The sequence below is a fragment of the Leeuwenhoekiella blandensis MED217 genome, assembly GCF_000152985.1.
In the GTDB taxonomy this organism is placed as follows: Bacteria; Bacteroidota; Bacteroidia; order Flavobacteriales; family Flavobacteriaceae; genus Leeuwenhoekiella; species Leeuwenhoekiella blandensis.
Window position 1 is genome coordinate 1,515,524 of record NZ_CH672395.1, and the last position, 22,742, is coordinate 1,538,265.

The window sequence follows — 22,742 nt, forward strand, 5'->3', positions numbered from 1 at the left end:
AGCTAATAGTTATGCATTCGCGTAGATCATTTCTAAAAACAACTTCTGCTACAGCAGGCCTTTTTTTATTATCTGGAAACTTTTGGGTTCGAGGAATGGGCTTAATAAATAGTCCCGAAGAATATATTACAGCAGAAACCCAGTATGGCAGTATAAGAGGAAGTAGGTCTCAAGGGGTTAATGCCTTTAAAGGAATTCCATATGCGGGCTCAGTTTCTGGCTTAAATAGATTTAAAATGCCAGCTCAGTTAAAACCGTGGACTGGAATACGGGACGCATTGACCTTAGGAGCTCCAGCTATTCAAGCACCGCGACGAGGTGAGCCTCAGCCAGATGAAGATTGCTTATTTCTTAATGTGTGGACACCGGCCAACGACAATAAAAAAAGAACTGTTATGTTTTACAACCACGGCGGTGGCTTCGTAATAGGTTCTGGAGGTTCTGCGGGACAAGATGGAGCTAATTTAGCCAGAAATTTTGATGTGGTGGTTGTCGAGACAAATCACAGACTGGGAATTCTAGGTTTTTTATACCTAGATGCTATTGGCGGGGAAGAATATGCAGGTTCGGGTAATATGGGACTTTTAGATATTACTGAAGGGCTCAAATGGGTGCACAATAATATTGAATCCTTTGGTGGAGATCCTGAAAATGTTATGATTTTTGGGGAATCTGGTGGAGGAGCTAAAACCTCTTGTCTCTATACGATGCCGGCTGCTGCGCCCTATTTTAATAAAGCATCTATAGAAAGTGGTCCGGGCGTTCGAATGCTTACCAAAGAAATGGCTGAACAAAATACTGAGATGATTCTCCGACAGTTTGGACTTACAAAATCAAACTGGAGAAAGTTACTTGACATACCAGCCGCTGAAATATTGAAAGTTCAGTCTCAGCTTCCGTTTGTTCCACCATTTCAAGAAAGAACAACTGCATCTAGTTTAGCAAAAACTCAGGTGGGTGGAGTAGGACCTGTAATAGACGGTGTGGTGATGTCTCAGCATCCTTTTGATCCTGTTGCGCCAGCCATTTCAAAAGACAAACCTTTAATGGTAGGGTGGAATGAAGATGAGTATACCTTTTTTGCGTGGGAACGAAGAGATACTGAATTTGCAAATCTTGATTTTAAAGGGCTTGAGAAGCGCTTAACTCCGCAGTTTGGTAATGATACTCAAAAAATCATATCAACCTATCGGCAAGCTCGCCCTCAGGCGAGTGCAGCAGATATATTCATAGCGGTATCTTCAATTACGATGATGGGGCTTGGGTCTGTAGAAATTGCAGAGGCAAAGCTAGATCAACAAAGTGCTCCGGTATATTTGTATAATTTCGGGTACAAATCTGAGCGTACGATCCCCGGAACCGATTATCCGATGGGAACACCGCACGCGATGGATATTTCATTTAAATTCAATAATGAGGTTCCGCCAAAAGCGGGAGAAAAGGATCAGCCCAGTTTCTTTGGTGGTGGACGTCCCGAACGCTTTGAGGCTTCGCATAAAATGGCATCCTACTGGACGGGCTTTGCTAAAACGGGAAAACCACACGGCGATGCGTTGCCTGAGTGGCCAGAATATAATCTTAACAACAAGCCCATGATGCGTATTGCAGAGCATTGCGAGGTTATTGATAATCGCTTTGCTCAGGAATTAGCTATGTGGCGTGAGATTGGCCGTTTACCCAAACAGACCAATTAAAAAACATTGTAAAACAAAGATCATAATTATGAAAAATATACTTTCAATTCTAATTTTGATATTCGGGGTGTCGCTTATGGCGCAACGCCCTCAGCAAAGCGAATGGACCGCCAGCTGGATCACATTAGATAAAGAAAATGCAGCGTCTGCAGGGCAATACTTATTTAGAAAAAGCATTGCTCTTGAAGCAGTACCCGAGACGTTCAATATTCGTATTTCGGCAGATAATAGGTACAAGCTTTTTGTGAATGAAAGCTTAGTTTCTACAGGTCCTAACTGGGGAGATATTAAGCATTACAACTATCTCAAGCTTGATCTGGCACCTTATCTGAAATCAGGTCAAAATAGCATTGCAGTACAAGTGTGGAATGAAGCCGACTTGAGACCGGTGGCGCAGTTTTCTTATAAAACCGCGCTTATCATCCAGGGAATGGAAGAATCTTCTCAGGTTATCAATACAGATGAAAGTTGGAAGGTGTTAAAAGACACAAGCTATACACCCAAAAAACAGCAAGTAGATGGCTATTATGCCGCTGGCGCCGGAGATTTTATAGATTTTAATAAGGGAGTTTTCGGTTGGAAAGCGATAGACTTTGACGATACTACGTGGGAAACTGCTGAAAAAGTTTTTGAGGCAACCGCTCAAGGTTTCGGTTTTAGACAACAGGCGGGTTGGCAGTTGGTTCCATCCATTTTACCGGATATGGAATTGAAGAAGGAACGCTTACAAAGTCTACGGCGGGCAGAAGGAGTGCAGGTTCCTAAAACCTTTCCTCAGGAGCTAACGGCAATTACCATTCCTGCCAATACAAAAGCTACATTGCTTCTAGATCAGGAACATCTTACAAATGCGTACTTGACATTGCTTTTCAGCAAAGGAAAAAACAGTGGTATCACGCTAACGTATGCTGAAAGTTTATTTGATGCCAATGGCGTTAAGGGAAATAGAAATCGTGTAGAAGAAAAAGAAATTAAAGGAAGACGGGATAGTATTATTTCTGGAGGTCAAATGAATCAGGAATTTACGACCTTAACCTACAGAACGTATAGATACCTTCAGTTAGCTATAGAAACGCAGGACGAGCCGCTGGTTGTTGAAGATATTTATGGCACCTTCAAAGGTTATCCTTTTGAACTGAATGCACAACTTGACACCAAGGATGAGGAGCTCGAAAAGATGATGGAGATCGGTTGGAGAACCGCCCGACTTTGTGCAGTGGATACCTATATGGATTGCCCTTACTATGAGCGTCTGCAATATGTAGGAGATACCAGAATTCAACATTTTGTTTCTTTTTATAATAGTGGTGATGATCGCTTGATCAAAAACGCCATAAACCTGCTTGATTATTCGAGACAACCTAATGGCTATACGCTTAGCCGTTATCCCGACCGACAAGATCAAGTAATTCCTACTTACGCGCTTTGGTATGTGAGTATCTTGTATGATTACATGATGTATGGTACAGATACCGACTTTATAACTGAAAAATTGATGGGTTCTAGACAGGTTTTAAACTACTTTATCACCTATCTGGATAAGGATGGGTCACTGAAGAATGTTCCCGGATGGAATTATACCGATTGGGTTCCTGAGTGGAACTTTGGTGTTGCGCCAATGGCTGAAGATGGTTCTTCGGCATTATTAGATTTACAAATGCTTCTTGCACTGCAATCAGGTATTGCGCTAGAAAAGGAATTGGGTAAACCCGAGTTTGTAACGCTTTATGAAACACTAGCAGCGCAATTAAAAACGACTATAAAATCAAAATATTGGGATGAAGCTTCAGGTTTATTTGCAGATACTCCAGATAAGCAAAAGTATTCGCAGCATGCCAATTCGCTAGCAATTCTCGCTGATATTGTAGATGACCCAACAAAACAAGCCATTGGAGCTAAATTACTTTCAAATGAAGATTTGGCTCCGGCATCGATCTATTTTAAATATTATCTACACCTAGCGCTCAATGCCGCCGGTTATGGAGATGATTATTTAGATTGGTTAGATATCTGGAGAAAAAACATAGATTTAGGCCTTACCACCTGGGGCGAAACATCTCAGGTAGAAACTACACGTTCTGATTGTCACGCTTGGGGAGCGAGTCCAAATATTGAGTTTTTCAGAATTATTTTAGGAATTGAAAGCGCTGCGCCAAATTTTGAAAAGGTAAAAATTGAACCTCATATTGAAGATTTTGAAACAATAGGAGGGGAGATGCCACACCCTGCAGGTATGATCAAAGTAGCTTATGACCAAAAAGGTTCAAAACTGAAAGCGACGATTACCTTGCCAAAAGGTATCACAGGAACTTTTGTTTGGGATGGGAAAGTTCAGGATTTATCCTCTGGCGAAAATACCTTGAGTCTGTAAAATAAAAGGTATTGATTGGTTTCTGATCAATGCCTTATTCTTTCAAAAGTTTATTAACCTGAGCTTTGTAAAAATTACCGATAGGGAGATGCTTTTCAAGAGCTTGGACCCTGTTTCCTTCAATGATCTTGATATGCTTTTTTGAGACGATAAAGGATTTATGAATGCGTATAAAATCAGCTTTAGGTACTTTTTCCATTAAGTCGGAAAGTTTTGATCTAACCAGTAGTTGATCATTTTCAAAGATGATTTTAGCATAATTTCCGGCAGCTTCGATGTAAACAATTTCATCGAGTGTTACCTGAATATGCTTCTTATCAGCATACACAAAAATGGTTTCTTTTTGTAACTTGTTTTCAGTAATACGGTTTGATAAACGCTGTGCGTCTACCTCCAATGCTTTATTGACTGCTTTCAGAAAGCGTTCAAAACTGAAAGGTTTTAAAAGGTAGTCTGAAATTTCCAGTTCGTATCCTTCTAAAGCATATTCTTGATAAGCCGTGGTCACGATGATCTTGGGCTTTTTAGATAAACTTCTTAAGAAATCAAAGCCTTTAAGTTTCGGCATATTTAGATCTAGAAATATGAGATCAACTTGATTTGTCCTGAGATAATCTAAAGCTTCCAGCGCGTCGTAGCAGTGTTTTGCAAGCTTCAAATCTGGAATGAGATCACAATACTCCTTTATGATTTGGTGAGCCATTTGCTCATCGTCAATGATTAGATACTTGGTCATTGGTTTAATTGAAGTTTGGCTTTAAAAATAGCGTCTTGTTTAGAGATACTGAATTTATGCCTTTGTGGATAGGCTAATTCTAATCTACGTTTTAAATTCTTAAGACCAATTCCGTGGTTTTCTTCAAGTTTAGTTGCGTCAAAATTGTTGCTAATTTCAAAATCGATAATGCTGTCTGAAGCTTTCAGGTTTATATGCACAAAAGCATCTTCTCGCAATTTTTCCACGCCGTGTTTAAACGCATTTTCAACAAGAATGATAAACAGCAACGGCATTACTTTCAGGTTTTCATTCTTAACCTCAACATCAAATTGGATATCTACTTTTTTATGATACCGCATTTGATTGAGTGCTATAAAATTTTCTAAGTAGGTTAGTTCTTCAGTCAATTTTACCCGATGCTTTTCACCTTCATAAATGCTATAGCGCATCAATTCTGATAATTTCAGAATAAGTCCTTTTGCCTTATCTGTGTCCTTGCCAACCATTCCGTAGAGGTTATTCAGCATATTGAAAAAGAAGTGCGGATTCACCTGATTTTGTAAATGCAAAAGCTCGTTGACTTTCTTTTCATTTTTAAGAATTATGAGTTCTTTCATCTGAATAACAAGCCAAATCACAGCCCACAAAAGAATAAGTGAATAATAGCACAAAACGCCAATACTAAATGCCGTAGGATAGCCTTCAAGAAAAACTACCGAGTTCTTCCCGAGAAATAGAATTTGGTATGTAACGATACTCAAGGGTATCAGAATCGATAAGCCGATCAGGAATTTAAGAATCCCCCAGCGCTTGTATGAAAACGTAGAAATCATACCGCAAAATACTCAGATTTTGTAAAGCCTGGGCAAACTTGTGATGAATAGGCTTTATAGAATTATAAAATCGGTTTTGAATGGGGTAAACTCAATTTGGATAATGCTAGCAATTATTCAGACTGAAAATGAGTGTGCTGAGCACAAATTTTTCAGCAAAAAGAATCGAAAGAACACATTTGCGGTAAGCATATGTTCAACGAATTAAAAATACAATGAAAACAAGAATTTTACGCTACTTTAAGCATTTAAGCCTTACCATTTTAGTGCTACTCTTAATTTTAATACCTGTCGGGATTTCTGAAGGCGCTCAGGTCAGTTACGGTCACGATTCCGCAAGTCTCAATTTTGATGGCGAAGGTCCGTATGTATTTTATAAGAATGACAGTTTGGTTACGTTAAAGTATATTAGAGGAAACAAGGACGATGGTTTTGCAATAGATGAAAAGGACTATTCTGTAAATCAACCTATTCCTGCGGAAGTTTATTTTCCTTTAGATCAGACGAAATTCAATTTTACGATACCAACAAGCTTTGAGACTCCACGAAGTATTTATAGGGACAACAAGAAGATCTTAGCGATTTCTGATATTGAAAGCGGATTTAAAACTTTTCGAGATTTTCTAATTCAAAACAAAGTGATCGATAAAAACCTGCATTGGATCTTTGGTGAAAATCATCTTGTCCTGTTGGGAGATTTTGTAGATCGTGGATTTTCAACAACTCAGGTGCTTTGGTTGATTTTCAAATTAGAACAGGAAGCCAAAAAGCAAGGCGGAACCGTACACTTTATATTAGGCAACCACGAATTGAAGAATATGTACGGCGACCATCAGGCGGCTTCTTTAAAATATACGTTTGTCGCTTCGATGCTTGGCAAAACACAGTCTGAACTTTACAGTAAAAATGCTGTCCTAGGAAGATGGTTGTCTAGTAAAAATGTAATTGAATCCATCAACGGAACGCTTTTCGTGCACGGTGGTTTACATCCTGAAATCACCGCTTTGAATATGAGCATTCCGCAGATCAATGCTTTTATGCGGAAAACCTATTATGAAGCGCCTTATCCAAAAGTTGATGAGGATAAAAAAGAGCTTTTAATTTCATCCAAAACCGGTATTTGCTGGTATCGTGGTTATTTTAAAGAAGATCTAAGTCAGGAAGAAGTTGAAAAACCTTTGAAGAAACTTAAGGCAAACGCTGTGGTGGTAGGACATACGTTACATTTTAGCGTCAAGAAGTTTTTTGAAGGCAAAGTGTATGGAATCGATGTAAAACATAGCAGTGATTATCACAAAAACTGGCCAGATTATGATTCTGAAGGTTTGCTTATCACAGACGGAAACTATTACAGAGCTATGGCAGATGGAACGCTTGAAAAATTATAGAGCATGAAATTCTGGTGAAATATAAAGCCTGCTGTTCGACGTGTGCAGCAGGCTTTGATGTAAAGTACGGGTAAGAATTACTTGTTGTCGTAATATTCCTTTAGAATAAAGAATGCTTTTTTCTTTTGACCTTTTTCAGAAATCAGGCCTTTTCTGTTCCAGCCGTCCTGTACTCCACGCAGTTGACGTAGCGGAGACATGAAATCTACAAGAATCCACGGGGTCATCCCTGCCAGACCTTCAATTTTGTCAAACATCGCAAGACTTTCTTTGTAAAGATTCTCTTGAAATTCTTCAGACCAGCGGGTGTGTTTATCGCCGTGAAAGCCTTGTAGAGCGCCACCACCAAACTCACTTACGATAATAGGTTTCTTCATTCCTGTAGTAAACGATTTGGTACGACTTTCTTCCGGTAGGCCGCCATACCATCCTAAATATTCATTGATGCTTATGATGTCTAGTTTTTCGATCAAAGGATCGTTGTAGGTGTATACGCTATCAGGATGACCGTCTATTTCCTGGTCTTTTTTTACAGCGGCAGAAATCAAACGTGTACTGTCTTTGCTGCGGATGTAATCTGCAAGATTTGATAAAAAGTTGTTACGGTCTTTACCGGGAGCCGTCTCATTAGCAATCGACCAAATGATCGAACTAGCACGATTATAATCGCGATTTATGAGTTCGTCATATTGTGACTTGGCTTTTTCCAAAACTTCAAGATTTCCCCACTGAATTCCCCAATACAAAGGTAATTCTTCCCAGAGTAGAATCCCTTTTTCATCCGCCAGGCGCACCAGTTTTTCTTGATGTGGATAATGTGCCAAACGAATAAAGTTACAACCTAATTCTTGGGCCCAATTCAATACAAGCTCTGCATCTTCAGTGGTGTTTGCGCGATCTTTTCTGAACGGATTCTCGTCGTGCAGGCAAATTCCTTTTAAGAAAACCGGCTTCCCGTTTAATAGAATTTCACGCCCTCTGGTTTCAATAGTTCTAAACCCAACAGCATCTTTTACGCTGCTTGAACCTGCGCTGATGTGCACTTCATACAATTTGGGGTTAGCAGGTTCCCATAACTTGAGGTTTTTTACAGAAAAACTAAATGTTGTCGGGCCTTCCTGATTTGTGTTGAAGGTTTCTTCAACCTTTAGCTCAGGAATTTTCACGCTGATTTCCTGCGTAATTTGAGGACCGTCAAAAAAGACAGAACCCTTGATCGTTTTGTTTTTCTTATCAAGACTGCTTTTGTCAAGTGCGATAAAAAAGTTGTTGATAAACGTTTTCTCGGTCTCTAGGAGTTTGACGTCACGTGTGATTCCCCCGTGGTTAAACCAGTCGGTAACCACTGACGGAATATAATCTGCGCGTCTCCCGCTGTTTACACCAATGATGAGGTAATTGTCTTTTTCCTTTAGTAAATCGGTGATCTCATAAGAGAACGGAGTGAAACCGCCTTCGTGCTCACCCAGTACCTTCCCGTTAAAGGTAACTTTGGTCTTGTAATTGGCAGCACCTACATTTATAAAATAGCGCTTGTTGGCGTCTATGTTTGCTTTGTCAAAGGTTTTGCGATACCAAACAATACCTTCAAAATATTTCAATTCTGGTTTTTGGGTGTTGAAACTTCCCGGTACATACAAGGTTTCAGCGGTATCAAAACTATATTCTACGCGATCGGTTTTTCCTGTAGCTTCTTTATTTTCATACACGGCTGCGCCACCCATACCGCCTGTTTTGTAAGGGTCAAGAACGTATTCCCATTTTCCGTTGAGGTTGGTGTACTTACGGTTAACGGTATTATTGATAAAAAGATCTTGCCCATGCACATAAAAAATAGATTGGCTAAGGACGAGACAAAGGATAAAAAGTTTGATATAGCGTTTCATCTTGAATTTTGATTTGAAGTGTAAAATATACACTTTTTTGCAAAATTCAGATTTTATTTTAGTATTTATTGAAAAGAGCGTCATTTTAGACGCTCTTTTTGATTTTATAATAACGTGCTGGGACAGACGTATTGAGAGATTTTGACTTGAGTTTCTTTGATACTTTTAAAACCACCTAAGACATCTGCAAAACTTTCATAACCGCGTTGTTTGAGCATAGATGCGGCAATCATACTGCGATAGCCACCACCACAAAACAAAATGAAGGAGCGGTCTTTAGGTATTTCTGCCAGACGCTCACTGAGTTGGTTAAGCGGAATGTTGATACTGCCTTCTACATGTTCTGCGTCAAACTCACTTTTTTTACGCACATCGATAAAGAGCAGGCGATTTTCATTATACATTCTTTCAAAGGCTTCGCAAGAAATACGTTCTATAGAATCGATCTCTTTTTCTGTATTTTTCCAGCTTGTAAAACCACCTTTTAAATACCCTATGACGTGATCATAACCTACTCGGGCCAGCCGCGTGATGGCCTCTTCCTGTTTGCCTTCTTCTGTAACCAATAAAATTTCCTGTTCAATATTGGTGATGAGTTCGCCTACCCAGGGAGCATAGTTTCCATCAAGGCCAATATTGATACTGTTTGGGATAAATGCTTTGGCAAAATCATTTGCATTTCTCGTGTCTAAGATGAGCGCTTGTGAGACATTCGCAACAGCTTCAAATTCATCAGGAGTAAGCGGGTTTTCGGCATTGTGTTTTACCTTATCAAAACTCTCGTAACCCTGAATATTCATCAGCACATTTTTAGGAAAATATCCCGGAGGTGTTGTAAGTCCGTCAAGCAATTCCTTTATAAATTCGTCTTTTGACATATCGGCACGCAGTGCATAATTTGTCTTTTTCTGGTTGCCTAAGGTGTCTGTAGTTTCTTTACTCATTTTTTTACCACAAGCCGATCCTGCTCCGTGATTAGGATAAACGATTAGCGTGTCGCTAAGCGGCATAATTTTGTTACGTAAAGAGTCGTATAAATGGCCCGCGAGCTTTTCTTCGGTCAATTCTGAAACCACGTGCTGCGCAAGATCTGGTCTACCCACATCTCCTATAAAAAGAGTATCGCCGGTAATGATCCCGTGTTCTTTTCCGGCTTCATCAATAAGAAGGTATGTGGTACTTTCCATCGTGTGCCCAGGAGTGTGAATCACTTTTACCTGATAATCGCCAATTGAAAAAAACTGACCATCTTGAGCTGTTATCGCTTCATAGTTAGGTTTGGCGCCGGGACCAAAAACAATTTGTGCTCCGGTTTTTTGATGCAGGTCCAGATGACCACTCACAAAATCTGCGTGAAAGTGCGTTTCAAAAACATACTTGATTTGCGCGTTATCTTTTTCTGCACGCTTGATGTAGGGCGCAACTTCGCGTAAAGGGTCAAAAATTGCAGCTTCGCCCTTATTCTCGATATAATAGGCAGCGTGTGCAAGACATCCGGTATAAATCTGCTCAACTTTCATAATACTGAATTTTAAAATGATTGTTTAAAGTTCGATTTGATTTTTAGAAGGTTGTGTAACCTGCGTTGCAAATTTTTAATTTTTATAAGCTATTTTATATGACTTAAGTCAGTGTTCTAAAAAAAAGAGAACCTGTTTAATTGATTTTTGTCAAAGGCTGTAAGATTTGAAAATCTTAAATTTGAAGTATGAGCGCAATTACAAAAAGATCGGTTTCAGAGTTTAATAACGAGTTAAAGCTAAAAGGTTTTAACGTGTTTAGAATCGAAGACGATAGTGCTTCTACCAAAATCTATAGCCGAAAGGATTTTTACAAGATCTGTCTCACTACCGGGGAGAGTGTGATTCATTATTCTGATAAAAGTTATAAAACAGACGGGAAGACCGTACTGTTTTTTGGCAATCCCCATGTGCCTTATTCCTGGGAGACTTTATCTAATAAATATGTAGGCTATACGTGTTTGTTCTCTGATGAATTCTTGACGCTTTCAGAGCGTTCTGAAATGTTGCAACAGTCGCCTTTGTTCAAATTAGATGGCACTCCGGTGCTTCAGATTGCAGATGAACAGCGGGTGTTTTTAAACTCGATGTTTGAGAATATGATCAGAGAGCAGCAGAGCGATTACAGCAATAAAGATGATGTGATGCGCAACTATATCAATTTGATCATTCACGAGGCTTTAAAATTAGAACCTTCACGCAATTTTCAGCAGAATCAGGATGCCTTATCAAGGCTTACCAATGTATTCTTAGAGCTTTTAGAGCGCCAATTTCCGATTGAAGGAATCGATCAGCCTTTAAAATTACGTACGGCCAAAGATTATGCAAATACGCTGGCGGTGCATGTGAATTACTTAAATCGTGCCGTAAAAAAAGTGACCGGCCATCCTACCACTTCACATATTAACGGGCGTATCATCAATGAGTCAAAGGCATTATTGCTTCACACGGACTGGAGTGTAAATGATATCGCTTATTCATTGGGTTTTGATTACCCGACTTACTTTAATAATTTCTTTAAAAAAGCAACTGGTACAAATCCGGGCTCGTATAGAAAATCAATGGTCTGATCGGGCTTTTGACTTTGTTTGAAATTATAGTTTTCAAACCAAAGAAAAATAATTGCAGTTAGGTGATTCTTGCCTAAGGCTTTCAGAAAAATCAGGGCTAGCACTGTTTAACAGTGAATTAAGAGTTTTGCTTGTTTTTTAGGTTCAAACGACTGAAGTGTAAGAGGTTATATTTTTAAGTCCTTAACGGTTTTTTAAGTTTTTATAAGGTAAATTTAAGACTGAAGGATTGAAAATCTTACTTTTTGATTTGATTTTCGTTATCTCAGATGGCAGATTCAAAAGTACCTTTGTGTAAGATTTCAAACCAAAAATGAAAACTAACTAAAAAACCAAGTATGAAAATGATCAATCTAAGAAATTCCCTTTTTGCAACATCGCTTTTAAGTGTATTGCTGTTAGGAAGCTGTAAAGAAAATACGACCGCAGAAACCGAAGAAGTAGCTTCTGAAGACACGGCACAAGTAGAAACTTCAGCTTCAGAAGAAAGCGAGCTTGATTTTATCTTTCCTAAGGGAAATAAAGGACCAGACAAAAATTTTACAGGTAATGCATTCAATGTTGGTCTGGTAGCACCAGATTCTACCTACACCACCGCAGTAGGAAATGTATACTTTGAGCCGGGCGGAAGAAGCAACTGGCACACGCATCCCGGTGGGCAGATTTTGATCATAACAGATGGTGTTGGATACCACCAGATTGAAGGTCAGCCTAAAGAAATTATGAAAAAAGGAGACGTGCTAAAATGTCCACCAAATACGAGACACTGGCACGGAGCAAGTGAAGATACCGGCGTACAGCAAATGTACATCGTCCCAAATACCGAAAAAGGTATTGTAGAGTGGATGGAAGCGGTTACAGATTCGGTTTACGGCGCTTAAGAAAGGTTCTTACAATCCTACAGTTAACTTTTGTTTATCTGCTTAGTGACCCTGATGTTCATATACATTGGCGTTAAGTGAGTTGGTCGCTAAGCAGCGTAGGATTGATCTTAAAACAAGTTTAGAAATTCTGTTTTAATTGTTTAGATGGAAAAGTGTGTTGCTTTTCGGTCCAGGGATTTCTATGTCTTGCTTCAGGTTAAAGAATCTCTTTGTTCAATAAATATTCAATTAATCGTCTACAAATGAAAGAGCAAACAAATAATAATTCAAGAAGAAAATTTTTACAAAAATCGGCTGTAGCCAGTGCCGCAATGATGAGTGGTTCTTGGGCAGCCTTTTCAAATCAAAACAATATGAGCACAGAAGAAACAGCAAACAATGTTATTCCTAACGGACCTATCAAAACCAAAGGATATGCCGCTACCGACGAATCAGGTAAATTAAGCCCTTGGGAATTTGAAAGAAGACCTGTTGGAGATGACGATATCTTAATCGATATCAAATATGCCAGCATTTGTCACTCAGACATTCATCAGGAAAAAGGACACTGGGGAGAACAGAAATATCCACAAGTTCCTGGTCACGAGATCGTAGGTGTGGTAGCTGCTGTAGGTAAGAATGTAACCAAATTTAAAGTTGGAGACCGTGCAGGGGTAGGTTGTATGGTAGATAGCTGTATGGAATGTGACAGTTGTAACGCCGGTGAAGAACACTTTTGTGATCGCGGTGAAACTAAATTCACCTACGGTGCGCCTTCTGAAGCAGAACCAACAGGAATCACTCAGGGAGGATACTCTAATAAATTAGTGGTAAGAGATCACTTTGCAGTACGCGTTCCTGATCACATCAGTTTTGAAGAAGCAGCTCCGTTGCTTTGTGCCGGGATTACAACTTACTCTCCATTAATGCGTGCGCAATTTAAAGTAGGAGATAAAGTAGGTGTTGCAGGAATTGGTGGTTTAGGACACTTGGCGGTTAAGATCGCGGTTTCTAAAGGAGCTAAAGTGTATGCCTTTACAACTTCAGAAGATAAAGTAGAAGATATCAAATCTTGGGGTGTTGAAGAAGTAATTGTAGTGGATGATGAGTTCAAAAATATGGGAGCTTACAACAAGACGCTTGACTATATGATCTCTACGATTCCCTATCAGTTCAACGTGACTCCTTATGTTATGTGTTTAAAACCCGGTGGAACCTTCACTTTTGTTGGGATGCCAGAAAAGTCAGAAATCACTTTGAACAACCTGATGTTAGCATTCGCACGTGTGAATTTTAACGCTTCACTAATTGGTGGAATTCCAGAAACTCAGGAAGTTGTAAATTACTGTGCAGATAACGGTATTAGACCTTCAATAGAGATCATTAATGCAGAAGAGATCAACGAGGCTTGGGATAAAGTGGTGAACAAAGAAGCAAGATACCGTTACGTGATTGACGCGGCTACTTTCTAAAAGCTTAAATGAAAAGAAAAAGGAAAAAATAAAATGTTATGGATATTACGAAAAACAAAAACATCGATTCTGTAGAAGGACCAGAAGACTATTTTACCGGAAGCGTAAGATTAGATCCTTTATTTGGTCAAAAAGAGAATATTACAAAAGGAGCCGGAACTTTGGTGACTTTTGAAGCTGGGGCAAGAACTGCGTGGCATACGCATCCTGCCGGTCAAACCTTGATCATCACCTCTGGTGCGGGTTGGGTACAACGTGAAGGTGGCCCTATCGAAGAAGTTGGTCCTGGTGATGTAGTTTGGTTTCCACCGGAAGAAAAACACTGGCACGGCGCTTCTCCTAACAAAGCAATGAGTCATATTGCGATTCAGGAAGAGAAAGACGGTAAAGTGGTAGACTGGTTAGAAAAAGTTTCAGACGAACAATACCAGAAATAACCCCCAAATTGTATGACTTAAAAATGCCGGTAATTCTTTGGATTCCGGCATTTCATCTTTCTCATTAAATAAAAACTAAGATTCGATAATTTATGAGTGCAACGAAGAAAAATATTTTCGAGCGATTACTGGCAAATGAAGTGATTCCGATGGAAGATCCCGATTATGGTGATGTTCGTGTAGCTGTTGAAGAAACAATGGGACTTAATCTAAAACTGAATAATGCTGAAGGTTTAGATGAAGTACGAAAATATCTGGGAGAGATCATTGGCACTGAAGTCGACGAAAGCACCACTTTGTTCACTCCGTTTTACACCAATGTCGGCAGGCACATCAAATTGGGTAAAAACATATTTATCAATCACGCGTGTAGTTTTCTGGATCTGGGCGGAATTGAAATTGAAGATAATGTAATGATCGGTCCGCGTGTGAATATTTCTTCGGAAAATCACCCTACAGAAATCGAAAAACGAAACATGATGGTTCCGCAGAAAGTGACCATTAAAAAAGGAGCCTGGCTAGGCGCAAATGTAACGGTCTTACCCGGAGTAACGATTGGAGAAAATTCAGTAGTTGCAGCCGGAGCTTTGGTGAATAAAGATGTTGAACCTAATAGCGTCTATGCGGGAATTCCTGCCAAAAAGATTAAAGAATTATAAAATTTAGAACGATGAGTTTAACAACGGAAGAAATAAAAACGATCGCAGCAGAAAACGATTTTCATATCGCACCTTTTCGTGCCGATGGAAAAACCTACGGAACCCTAACCTGGATCTGGTCTGTTGAGGTTGAAGGCAATTTATATGTCCGAGCGTATAACGGTACAAGCTCACGCTGGTATCAATCAGCTTTAAGCCAAAAAGCCGGAAAAATAAAAGCTGCAGGCATCGAAAAAGATGTAGAGTTTGAACCGATCAAAGGCGAAGAAATCAACGATAAAATTGACGAAGCCTATCGTGCAAAATACAGCAGTAGTCCGTATTTAGGATCAATGATCAGCGATCGCGCAAAAGCGGCAACAGTTCAGGTAAAATAATTTTAATGATGAAAGTTTCAAAATTTATACTGGTTGTTGCTTTGACAGCTGCATTTTTTGGTTGTAAAAATCAAAAAAAGGAAACAACAGAAAACAAAGAAGCTGTAAATCAAAGTGCGATGATAAAGGCCAAATCTGAAAATGTAGAAATCGAAGGAGCGGTAGGAACGTTAAAAGCTGTCTTGCAAACACCGGCGATGGAAGAAGGTCAAAAATACCCGATAGTCATTTTAATGCACGGGATATTTTCTAACAAAGAGACGCCTTTAGTAACGCATTTAGCAGATGGTTTGCAGAAAAAAGGGATTGCGAGTATTCGGTTCGATTTTAATGGTCACGGCGAGAGTGACGGTAAGTTTATCGATATGACGGTTCCTCTGGAAGTTGAAGATGCAAAAGCCGTTTTCAACTACGCAAATCAGCTTGATTTTGTATCCGGCATCAGTTTAATGGGGCATTCGCAAGGCGGAGTAGTAGCTTCTCTTTTAGCTGGAGAATTAGGTGATCAAGTTACTCGTTTAGCCTTATTTGCTCCGGCTGCTGTGATGGAAGATTTGATTGAAGAAGGAAAAATGATGGGTAAAACTTTTGACCCTCAAAATCCACCCGAGTACATAGAAGTTAATAATGAAAAAGTAGGTAGGGCCTATTTAGAATCGACGTCTAAACTTGATATTTATGAACGTGCAGAAAAGTTTCAGGGGCCGGTTTTGATCGTACAGGGAAAAGCAGATCAGGTTGTGCCTTATCAATATGCTGAAACTTATGATGAGCGTTATCAAAATAGCGAACTTCACCTGCTTGAAGATGTAGATCACGTATTTACAAATGCTACAGAAAAAGCTGCAGGAATCGGCCTAGAATTTCTTGCCAAGCTGAAATAATACATCAAAGTTGAAGCACTCAACTTTACAAATTTGACTATTAGTTTTCGAAGCCTCATTGATCGTATTCAATGGGGTTTTGTTTTTTATAGGTTAAAAGTTTTAGGAAATATTATAAAAATCAAACGCTTTGGGAGTGTTGAAATTTATAAAAACCCTTGGTTTTCTTAAAGTTTAGTTAAGCTTAAGGTGGTTTTAAGTAACTGTAAATCAGCAATCAGTTAAAAATAGTTAAATTAAAGGGATGTTTGATTTCCATAGTTTTCAGTTTGAAAAGCTTAAGCTTAAGAGAGTGATTCTTGTTAATTTTGAATAGTGAAATCAAAACAAAAAATGAGTCAGGATCCTCAAAAAGCAACCGAAGTAATTCTTAAAGTAGGAGAGAAAAAATTCAAAGCAAAATTCAACAATTCTACAACAGCGAAAGATGTACTTTCAAAGTTGCCTTACACGGTAAATCTAGATCAATACGAATTTGATTACTGCGGAATTATTCCTGCTCCATTAGCTTTTGACGAAGCAGATAAACACAACGGCTGGACCAATGGCGACATTTGCTTAGCTGATAATTACTTTACGATTTTATATGCCGGTGAAGAACAATCGGCATCCCACACGGGTTTAATCAAAATTGGTGAAGTAGAAGATAAAAATCAGCTTTCAGAAATTAAGAATTTAGGCAGTAACATTAGGTTGACTGTTTCAAGTAGTATATAACATTTTACCCTTCTTTTTCGGTAAGTGATGCAGCAATTAAAAACATATCGAATTTTGTCGATTTTGGTCCTTTTGGTCGGGTTTTTTACAAGTCCGGTTTCGGCTCAAAATCATCAAGAAAATAGTAAGAAAATGAGATTAAAAATAACGATAGGAGATACCGAGTTGATGGCAACTTTATACGATAATGCCACGGCAAAAGATCTTATTGCGCAGTTGCCGTTAACGGTAGAATTGGAAGATTACGCGAGTAACGAAAAGATTTTTTACCCAAAGCCAAAGCTTTCTACACAAGGTGCGCCGGCGGGTTACGATCCTTCAGCAGGCGATATCACGTATTATTCACCTTGGGGAGATATCGCGATTTTTTACAAAGATTTTAAATACAGCAGCGGATTGGTGAGCGTTGGAAAAATCGACGAAGCAGACGTGAAACATCTAAAATTCTCTGGAAATAAAGAAGCCAAATTCGAATTGGTAGCAGAATAATTTCCGCAGAAAAAAATTGAAAAGAAAAAGAAAATGCCACATATACATTTAAAAATAGCAGCGGGACAATCGGAAGAGAACAAGCAAAAACTAGCCGATTTGTTTACCAAAGTAATTACTGAAAATACCGAGAATCCCGACGAAGCGGTTTCGGTAGCGATCGAAGATATTCCGAAAGAAGATTGGAAAGATGCGGTTTACGATAAAGAGATCAAACCCAATATCGAATCGCTCTACAAAAAGCCGGGTTATTCGTTTGATGAATAGACAGTACTAAAAATAGAAATAAGTTTAACCAAAAAAGAAGATTATGATTTTAGAAGAAAAATTCACTTTAAATAACGGAGTAGCAATACCAAAATTAGCTTTAGGAACTTGGATGGTCGATAACGACGATGTGAGTGAAGCTGTACAAGAAGCCATAAAATTAGGGTATCGCCATATCGATACTGCGCAAGCCTATCAAAATGAAGAAGGTGTTGGTAAAGGAATAAAAGCAAGCGGAATCGACCGTAAAGAGTTATTTATCACCACTAAATTGGCTGCTGAAGAAAAGACTTATGACGACGCTAAAAAAGCGATCAATGAGTCGTTCAAAAAATTAGATGTAGATTATATCGATCTAATGATCATTCATAGTCCGCAACCTTGGAATGATTTCCGTGGCGGGAATTATGACGAAGGAAACCTGGAAGCCTGGAAAGCGCTAGAAGAGTTTTACGAAGCCGGAAAAATCAAAGCGATCGGATTGTCAAATTTTGAGCAGTCTGATATCGAAAACATTTTAAACAACGGTCACGTAAAACCAGCGGTAAACCAGATATTGGTTCATATTGGTAAAACACCAAGCGAATTAATTGAGTTTGCTCAGGAAAACGACATCTTAACCGAAGGATATTCTCCACTTGGTCACGGTGTGTTGATGGATCACGAAACCGTAAAAGAGATGGCAGACAAGTATAACGTAAGCGTTGCGCAGTTAGCGATTCGTTACAGCCTGCAATTAGGCGTGTTGCCATTGCCAAAAACCACAAAATCAAAGCATATGCTAAACAACGCAGATGTAGATTTTGAGATTTCTGAAGAAGATATGACAACCTTGAAAAATGTTGAAGAGATCAAAGATTACGGCGATGCAAATCAAATGCCTGTATTTCAATAAGATTGAAGTTTAATAAACTTTAAAACAAAACCTCTCCGGAGCTCATTTTATAGAATTACGGAGAGGTTTTTTTATGCTGAAAATTTTTCAGCTGCTGAAATAGATAATTTCTGAAAAATGAAAAACAACACAGAACATAAACCTGCTGAAGATCGCGATGCAATCATCAAAACCTTGAGAGATCAAGAAAGCGTTTCGATGAGCGATCCCGATATGCCGAGATTGGCCGAAGTGGCGAGCGAAGCATTCAAAGTTTTAAAAGACTTCAACGTAGAATACGATCTTGAAAAAGGCAGAGCGCTTTTTGGAACATTGACCGGGAAAGATTTAGATGAAACCACCACGGTTTATCCACCATTTTATACCAATTACGGCAAAAATATTTCTTTAGGAAAAGGCGTGTTTATCAATCACGATTGCTCGATGCTTGACTTGGGCGGAATCGAAATTGAAGATGAAGTAATGATCGGCCCGCGAGTGAGTATCACTTCAGAAAATCATCCCATTTCACCTAAAGAGCGCAAAACTTTGGTTCCGGGGAAAGTGACGATCAAAAAGAATGCGTGGATTGGTTCTAACGTGAATATTTTACCGGGCGTAACCATTGGTGAACATTCTGTGGTAGCTGCTGGAGCGGTGGTGACCAGAGATGTTCCTCCACGTACATTAGTCGGTGGTATTCCGGCGAAGGAATTGAAAAAATTAGAAGATTAATTCAACCAAAATCAGCTTTACATGTCTCTAAAAAATACCTTCAAAATCACCAATATCGGCTTATTGTTAATGCTGTTTTTTATGAGTTGTAAGCAGGAAACTTCAACAACTCAAACCGAAGAAAATAAGAAACAGCCGACGGTAAATGTTGAAGAAATTCAGCAAGGCGCTTTAGCTTCCGCAGAAAATAATACCGGTAATGTTTGGGTGAAACCGCACGTGATGCAAGATTCGATCTACGATATGATGCTGGTTACCGAAGCTTTTGAACCCGGAGCAAGAACCTATTGGCATATTCATCCTGCAGGCGAAATTTTGGTCGTAACCAAAGGCGAAGGTTATCATCAAATCAAAGGACAAGAGCTTGAAGAAATTAAAAAAGGCGACGTGATCAAATGTCCACCCGGAGTTTCACATTGGCACGGCGCGGTAAAAAATAATGTAATGAGTCACCTGGTCATACTACCAAATATCGCAGAAGGCGGCGCGATTTGGCAAGACGAAGTAGCCTTTGAAGAAGAAAAATAGGTTGGTTGAACTTCAAAAGGAGGAAATAACAGGTTTATTGGCACCGCCAAAGGGTATAATACCCAGAGGCTTGCCTCGAAATTAAAAATTTGTTTCTAACGAATGCCTCGAGGGCTTTCCCCGAGGTAGTTTATTTCCTTCTTTTGTTTTTCTCTATATGAGATTTAGTCGTTTGAAAATAACGTCACCCTGAACCTGCCAGCCGGCTAGGCGGGCTTGATTCAGGGTCTCATCCTCATTTCAAAAGAAGTAAATTATGGCAAAAATATTTATCACAGGATCCAGCGATGGTTTAGGTCTACTCGCGGCAAAAGCGTTGTTAGCACAAGATCACAAAGTCTTTGTACACGCCAAAAATGAACAGCGAGCGAAAGATCTAAACGCAGAATTACCCAATGCTTCAGCAGTTTTAATTGCCGATTTAGCGAATATCGATGAGGTAAAACAGTTGGCAAAAGAACTCAATAGCTTCGGAAGGTTTAATGCGATTATTCATAATGCAGGGATTTCTTCCGGAGAATTATTCGACGTAAATGTCTTGGCACCTTATATTTTGACTGCTGAAATTGAAACTCCAAATCGGTTGATTTACCTAAGCTCAAGTATGCATAAAGGTGGAAGTATGCTGAAAAATGAAGCTGAAATACCGAATATCAGTTATTCAGATTCTAAGTTTCTGCTCACGCTGTTAATGGATTATGTTGCCAAAATTTATCCTAAGACTTATGTGAATGCGGTAGATCCCGGTTGGGTTCCTACAAAAATGGGAGGGCAATCTGCTCCCGATGATTTGCAAAAAGGTTACGAAACCCAACTTTGGCTGGCAACGAGCGAAGAAGATGCTGCAAAAGTTTCCGGGAAGTATTTTTTCCATCAGCAACAACAAAAACCACATTCTGAAATCACGAATACTGACTTTCAGCAAAAATTAATTACTATTTGCAAAAACCGAAGCGGAGTCGAATTGAGTAAAGCAAAATAGAAACAGCATTTTAAACCCCTAAATGAAAAACACCCCAACCACAGCAAACGATACCAACGAAGTAGGAAAACTTTATTTTATAAGTGTTTTAGGCGCCTTGATGGCGTTCACCTCACTTTCTACCGATATTTATTTACCGGCGATGCCGCAAATGCACAAAGATCTGCAAGGCGATGTAGAATTAACCATTTCGGGATTTTTGATAGGTTTTGCTTTGGCGCAGATCATTTGGGGACCTATAAGCGACCGAATCGGGAGAAAAAAGCCCTTAAGAATCGGACTTATTTTATTCATTATCGGTTCGATAGGTTGTGCGTTTTCAGAAACTATTTTTCAGATCGTCACGGCTCGGGTATTGCAGGCCTTTGGCGCTTGCGTGGGGCCAATGTTGTCTCGAGCGATGATTCGAGATCGCTACGATCGTACACAGGCGGCCGAGATGCTTTCAACCTTAATGGTGGTGATGGCGATCGCACCGATTGCTGGTCCGTTGCTGGGTGGTCAGATTATAAAATTCAGTACCTGGCCGGTTGTTTTTTGGGTATTGGCAGCATTTGGCGCGGTGATGTTTATTGCGATTCAGCGTTTGCCGGAAACCCTTCCGCCAGAAAAACAAGCTAAAACTTCGCTGCTGGAAACCTTTAAAAAGTACGGCCGACTTTTTAAGAATTCAGATTTTATGGTGTATACGCTTTGCGTGACCTTTTTCTATATGGGCGTTTACGCCTTTGTTACCGGTTCGCCGGCGGTGTATATCACGTATTTTAATGTCAAGCCGGAATATTATGGTTGGTTGTTTGCGATCAATATTTTAGGTCTTATGGGCTTCAGCATCGCTAACAGAATTTGGGTGCGAAAATATTCGCTGGATAATTTGCTGAAGATCGCAACTTCGGTAGCAATGCTGGCGGGAATTGCTTTGGCGCTATTGGTCAAATTTGAGATTGGCGGAATTTACGCCGTAATAGGCACGGTATTTTTCTTTTTTTCAATGAACGGAATAATCGTAGCCTGTACCAATGCTGCAGCGCTCGATAAAGCCCCGGAAATGTTGGGAGCCGCCGCTGCGCTTTTAGGAGCATTTCAGTATGGAAGTGGCGTGTTATCTTCAGTTTTACTGGCTTTGTTTGGAGAAGACGATGGTTCGCCGGTAACGATGGCTTATATAATGGCTTTTTTCGCGACAGCTTCCACAGTTGTGATTTTTGCAAGAACAAGCCTAAAAAGCAGCAAAGTTTAAGAGCCTTTTAAAACAGGTTCTCTGAAAGAAAAATTAACTTGAAAATAAACGAAAAAGAAAGATTGATATGAAAGTTTTAATTATTGGAGCACACGGAAAAGTTGGACAACGAATTTCCAAAGCGATGCGTGCTGCAGAAGATGTAGAACCTACGGCGTTCATTAGAAAAGAGGAGCAAAAACCACTTTTTGAAGAAATGGGCGTTGATACGGTTGTAGAAAGTTTAGAAAATACGCCTGAAGCTATTGGCGAGGTGATTAAAAATTATGATGCTATCGTGTTTTCTGCAGGATCTGGCGGAAATACCGGAGATGATAAAACGATAGAAATCGACCTTGATGGCGCTATTAAAGTTATCAATGAAGCTGAAAAACATAATATAAAGCGATTTGTGATGGTTAGTGCTTCGCAGGTTGATAATCGTTCCTATTGGGGAAAAGTAGACGGAATGAAACCCTATTTTACCGCAAAATATTATGCTGATTTAGAACTGAAAAGAAGTTCGTTAGATTATACAATTTTGCGTCCTGTTCTTTTAACCGATGAGGATGAAGCCGGAAAGGTTTTAATGACCGAAACCCCGGATGAAGTAGGATCTGAAATTCCACGTCAGGCAGTTGCAGAAACTGTTTTAACTGTCCTAAAAGATCCAAAAACTTACGGAAAAGTAATTGAAATGAGCAAAGGTGAAGACAAGATTGCCGATGCGCTGGCGAAAGTGTGCTAGATCAATTATAG

Annotated in this window: 23 protein-coding genes; 19 read left to right on the forward strand and 4 right to left on the reverse strand. The window is 39.5% G+C overall.

What is annotated here, in order from left to right:
• Positions 1 to 11: 11 nt before the first annotated feature.
• Positions 12 to 1,694 (forward strand): carboxylesterase/lipase family protein, encoded by a 1,683-nt coding sequence (locus MED217_RS06575; protein ID WP_009779707.1) that lies wholly within the window; start codon positions 12 to 14, stop codon positions 1,692 to 1,694.
• Between the two features lie 28 nt (positions 1,695 to 1,722).
• Positions 1,723 to 4,065 carry an alpha-L-rhamnosidase-related protein gene (locus tag MED217_RS06580; RefSeq protein WP_009779708.1) on the forward strand — a complete coding sequence of 781 codons (2,343 nt, stop codon included), beginning with the start codon at positions 1,723 to 1,725 and terminating at the stop codon, positions 4,063 to 4,065.
• A gap of 34 nt (positions 4,066 to 4,099) precedes the next feature.
• On the opposite strand, the gene MED217_RS06585 is transcribed toward MED217_RS06580, so the two are convergent.
• Together MED217_RS06585 and MED217_RS06590 are read right to left on the reverse strand one after the other, a co-directional pair.
• Positions 4,100 to 4,801 carry a LytR/AlgR family response regulator transcription factor gene (locus MED217_RS06585; RefSeq protein ID WP_009779709.1) on the reverse strand — a complete coding sequence of 234 codons (702 nt, stop codon included), beginning with the start codon at positions 4,799 to 4,801 and terminating at the stop codon, positions 4,100 to 4,102.
• Positions 4,798 to 5,616: a sensor histidine kinase gene (locus MED217_RS06590; protein ID WP_009779710.1), complete on the reverse strand. Its 819-nt coding sequence runs from the start codon at positions 5,614 to 5,616 to the stop codon at positions 4,798 to 4,800. Before MED217_RS06590 ends, MED217_RS06585 begins: the two co-directional genes overlap by 4 nt.
• A gap of 215 nt (positions 5,617 to 5,831) precedes the next feature.
• Here MED217_RS06590 and MED217_RS06595 point away from each other — a divergent pair, with 215 nt between their 5' ends.
• Positions 5,832 to 7,004: a metallophosphoesterase gene (locus MED217_RS06595; protein WP_009779711.1), complete on the forward strand. Its 1,173-nt coding sequence runs from the start codon at positions 5,832 to 5,834 to the stop codon at positions 7,002 to 7,004.
• Positions 7,005 to 7,081: 77 nt separating this feature from the next.
• Here the strand turns inward: MED217_RS06595 and MED217_RS06600 are convergent, their stop codons facing one another.
• Both MED217_RS06600 and MED217_RS06605 read right to left on the reverse strand, forming a co-directional pair.
• Positions 7,082 to 8,890: a glycoside hydrolase family 2 protein gene (locus MED217_RS06600; protein WP_040533296.1), complete on the reverse strand. Its 1,809-nt coding sequence runs from the start codon at positions 8,888 to 8,890 to the stop codon at positions 7,082 to 7,084.
• Positions 8,891 to 8,994: 104 nt separating this feature from the next.
• Entirely contained in the window at positions 8,995 to 10,410 is a 1,416-nt protein-coding gene (locus MED217_RS06605) for an MBL fold metallo-hydrolase (protein WP_009779713.1), read from the reverse strand.
• Positions 10,411 to 10,598: 188 nt separating this feature from the next.
• On the opposite strand from MED217_RS06605, the gene MED217_RS06610 reads away from it, so the two are divergent.
• From MED217_RS06610 to MED217_RS06685, 16 genes are all read left to right on the forward strand, one after another.
• Positions 10,599 to 11,480: a helix-turn-helix domain-containing protein gene (locus MED217_RS06610; RefSeq protein WP_009779714.1), complete on the forward strand. Its 882-nt coding sequence runs from the start codon at positions 10,599 to 10,601 to the stop codon at positions 11,478 to 11,480.
• A gap of 338 nt (positions 11,481 to 11,818) precedes the next feature.
• The gene (locus MED217_RS06615) at positions 11,819 to 12,361 is read left to right on the forward strand and encodes a cupin domain-containing protein (protein ID WP_009779715.1); all 543 of its coding nucleotides are present in this window, start codon (positions 11,819 to 11,821) and stop codon (positions 12,359 to 12,361) included.
• A gap of 245 nt (positions 12,362 to 12,606) precedes the next feature.
• A complete protein-coding gene (locus MED217_RS06620) occupies positions 12,607 to 13,815 on the forward strand; it encodes an NAD(P)-dependent alcohol dehydrogenase (protein ID WP_009779716.1) in 1,209 nt (402 codons plus the stop codon).
• 38 nt (positions 13,816 to 13,853) lie between these two features.
• A complete protein-coding gene (locus MED217_RS06625) occupies positions 13,854 to 14,252 on the forward strand; it encodes a (R)-mandelonitrile lyase (RefSeq protein WP_009779717.1) in 399 nt (132 codons plus the stop codon).
• A gap of 92 nt (positions 14,253 to 14,344) precedes the next feature.
• Entirely contained in the window at positions 14,345 to 14,911 is a 567-nt protein-coding gene (locus MED217_RS06630; RefSeq protein WP_009779718.1) for a DapH/DapD/GlmU-related protein, read from the forward strand.
• 11 nt (positions 14,912 to 14,922) lie between these two features.
• Positions 14,923 to 15,288: a DUF2255 family protein gene (locus MED217_RS06635; RefSeq protein ID WP_009779719.1), complete on the forward strand. Its 366-nt coding sequence runs from the start codon at positions 14,923 to 14,925 to the stop codon at positions 15,286 to 15,288.
• A gap of 5 nt (positions 15,289 to 15,293) precedes the next feature.
• Entirely contained in the window at positions 15,294 to 16,172 is an 879-nt protein-coding gene (locus MED217_RS06640) for an alpha/beta hydrolase (protein ID WP_230199243.1), read from the forward strand.
• Between the two features lie 315 nt (positions 16,173 to 16,487).
• A complete protein-coding gene (locus MED217_RS06645) occupies positions 16,488 to 16,889 on the forward strand; it encodes a cyclophilin-like fold protein (RefSeq protein ID WP_154648917.1) in 402 nt (133 codons plus the stop codon).
• A gap of 132 nt (positions 16,890 to 17,021) precedes the next feature.
• Positions 17,022 to 17,378 carry a cyclophilin-like fold protein gene (locus MED217_RS06650; protein WP_040533301.1) on the forward strand — a complete coding sequence of 119 codons (357 nt, stop codon included), beginning with the start codon at positions 17,022 to 17,024 and terminating at the stop codon, positions 17,376 to 17,378.
• A 33-nt stretch (positions 17,379 to 17,411) separates the two neighbouring features.
• Positions 17,412 to 17,645 carry a tautomerase family protein gene (locus MED217_RS06655; RefSeq protein ID WP_009779723.1) on the forward strand — a complete coding sequence of 78 codons (234 nt, stop codon included), beginning with the start codon at positions 17,412 to 17,414 and terminating at the stop codon, positions 17,643 to 17,645.
• Between the two features lie 43 nt (positions 17,646 to 17,688).
• Complete coding sequence (locus MED217_RS06660; protein ID WP_009779724.1) at positions 17,689 to 18,540, forward strand: aldo/keto reductase; 852 nt, start codon at positions 17,689 to 17,691, stop codon at positions 18,538 to 18,540.
• A 117-nt stretch (positions 18,541 to 18,657) separates the two neighbouring features.
• Complete coding sequence (locus MED217_RS06665) at positions 18,658 to 19,254, forward strand: sugar O-acetyltransferase (RefSeq protein WP_009779725.1); 597 nt, start codon at positions 18,658 to 18,660, stop codon at positions 19,252 to 19,254.
• Positions 19,255 to 19,275: 21 nt separating this feature from the next.
• Complete coding sequence (locus MED217_RS06670) at positions 19,276 to 19,782, forward strand: cupin domain-containing protein (protein ID WP_009779726.1); 507 nt, start codon at positions 19,276 to 19,278, stop codon at positions 19,780 to 19,782.
• Positions 19,783 to 20,038: 256 nt separating this feature from the next.
• Positions 20,039 to 20,764: an SDR family NAD(P)-dependent oxidoreductase gene (locus MED217_RS06675; protein ID WP_009779727.1), complete on the forward strand. Its 726-nt coding sequence runs from the start codon at positions 20,039 to 20,041 to the stop codon at positions 20,762 to 20,764.
• A gap of 22 nt (positions 20,765 to 20,786) precedes the next feature.
• Positions 20,787 to 22,004 carry a multidrug effflux MFS transporter gene (locus tag MED217_RS06680; protein WP_009779728.1) on the forward strand — a complete coding sequence of 406 codons (1,218 nt, stop codon included), beginning with the start codon at positions 20,787 to 20,789 and terminating at the stop codon, positions 22,002 to 22,004.
• 67 nt (positions 22,005 to 22,071) lie between these two features.
• On the forward strand, positions 22,072 to 22,731 hold the full coding sequence (locus MED217_RS06685; protein ID WP_009779729.1) for an SDR family oxidoreductase: 660 nt from the start codon (positions 22,072 to 22,074) through the stop codon (positions 22,729 to 22,731).
• Positions 22,732 to 22,742: the final 11 nt, after the last annotated feature.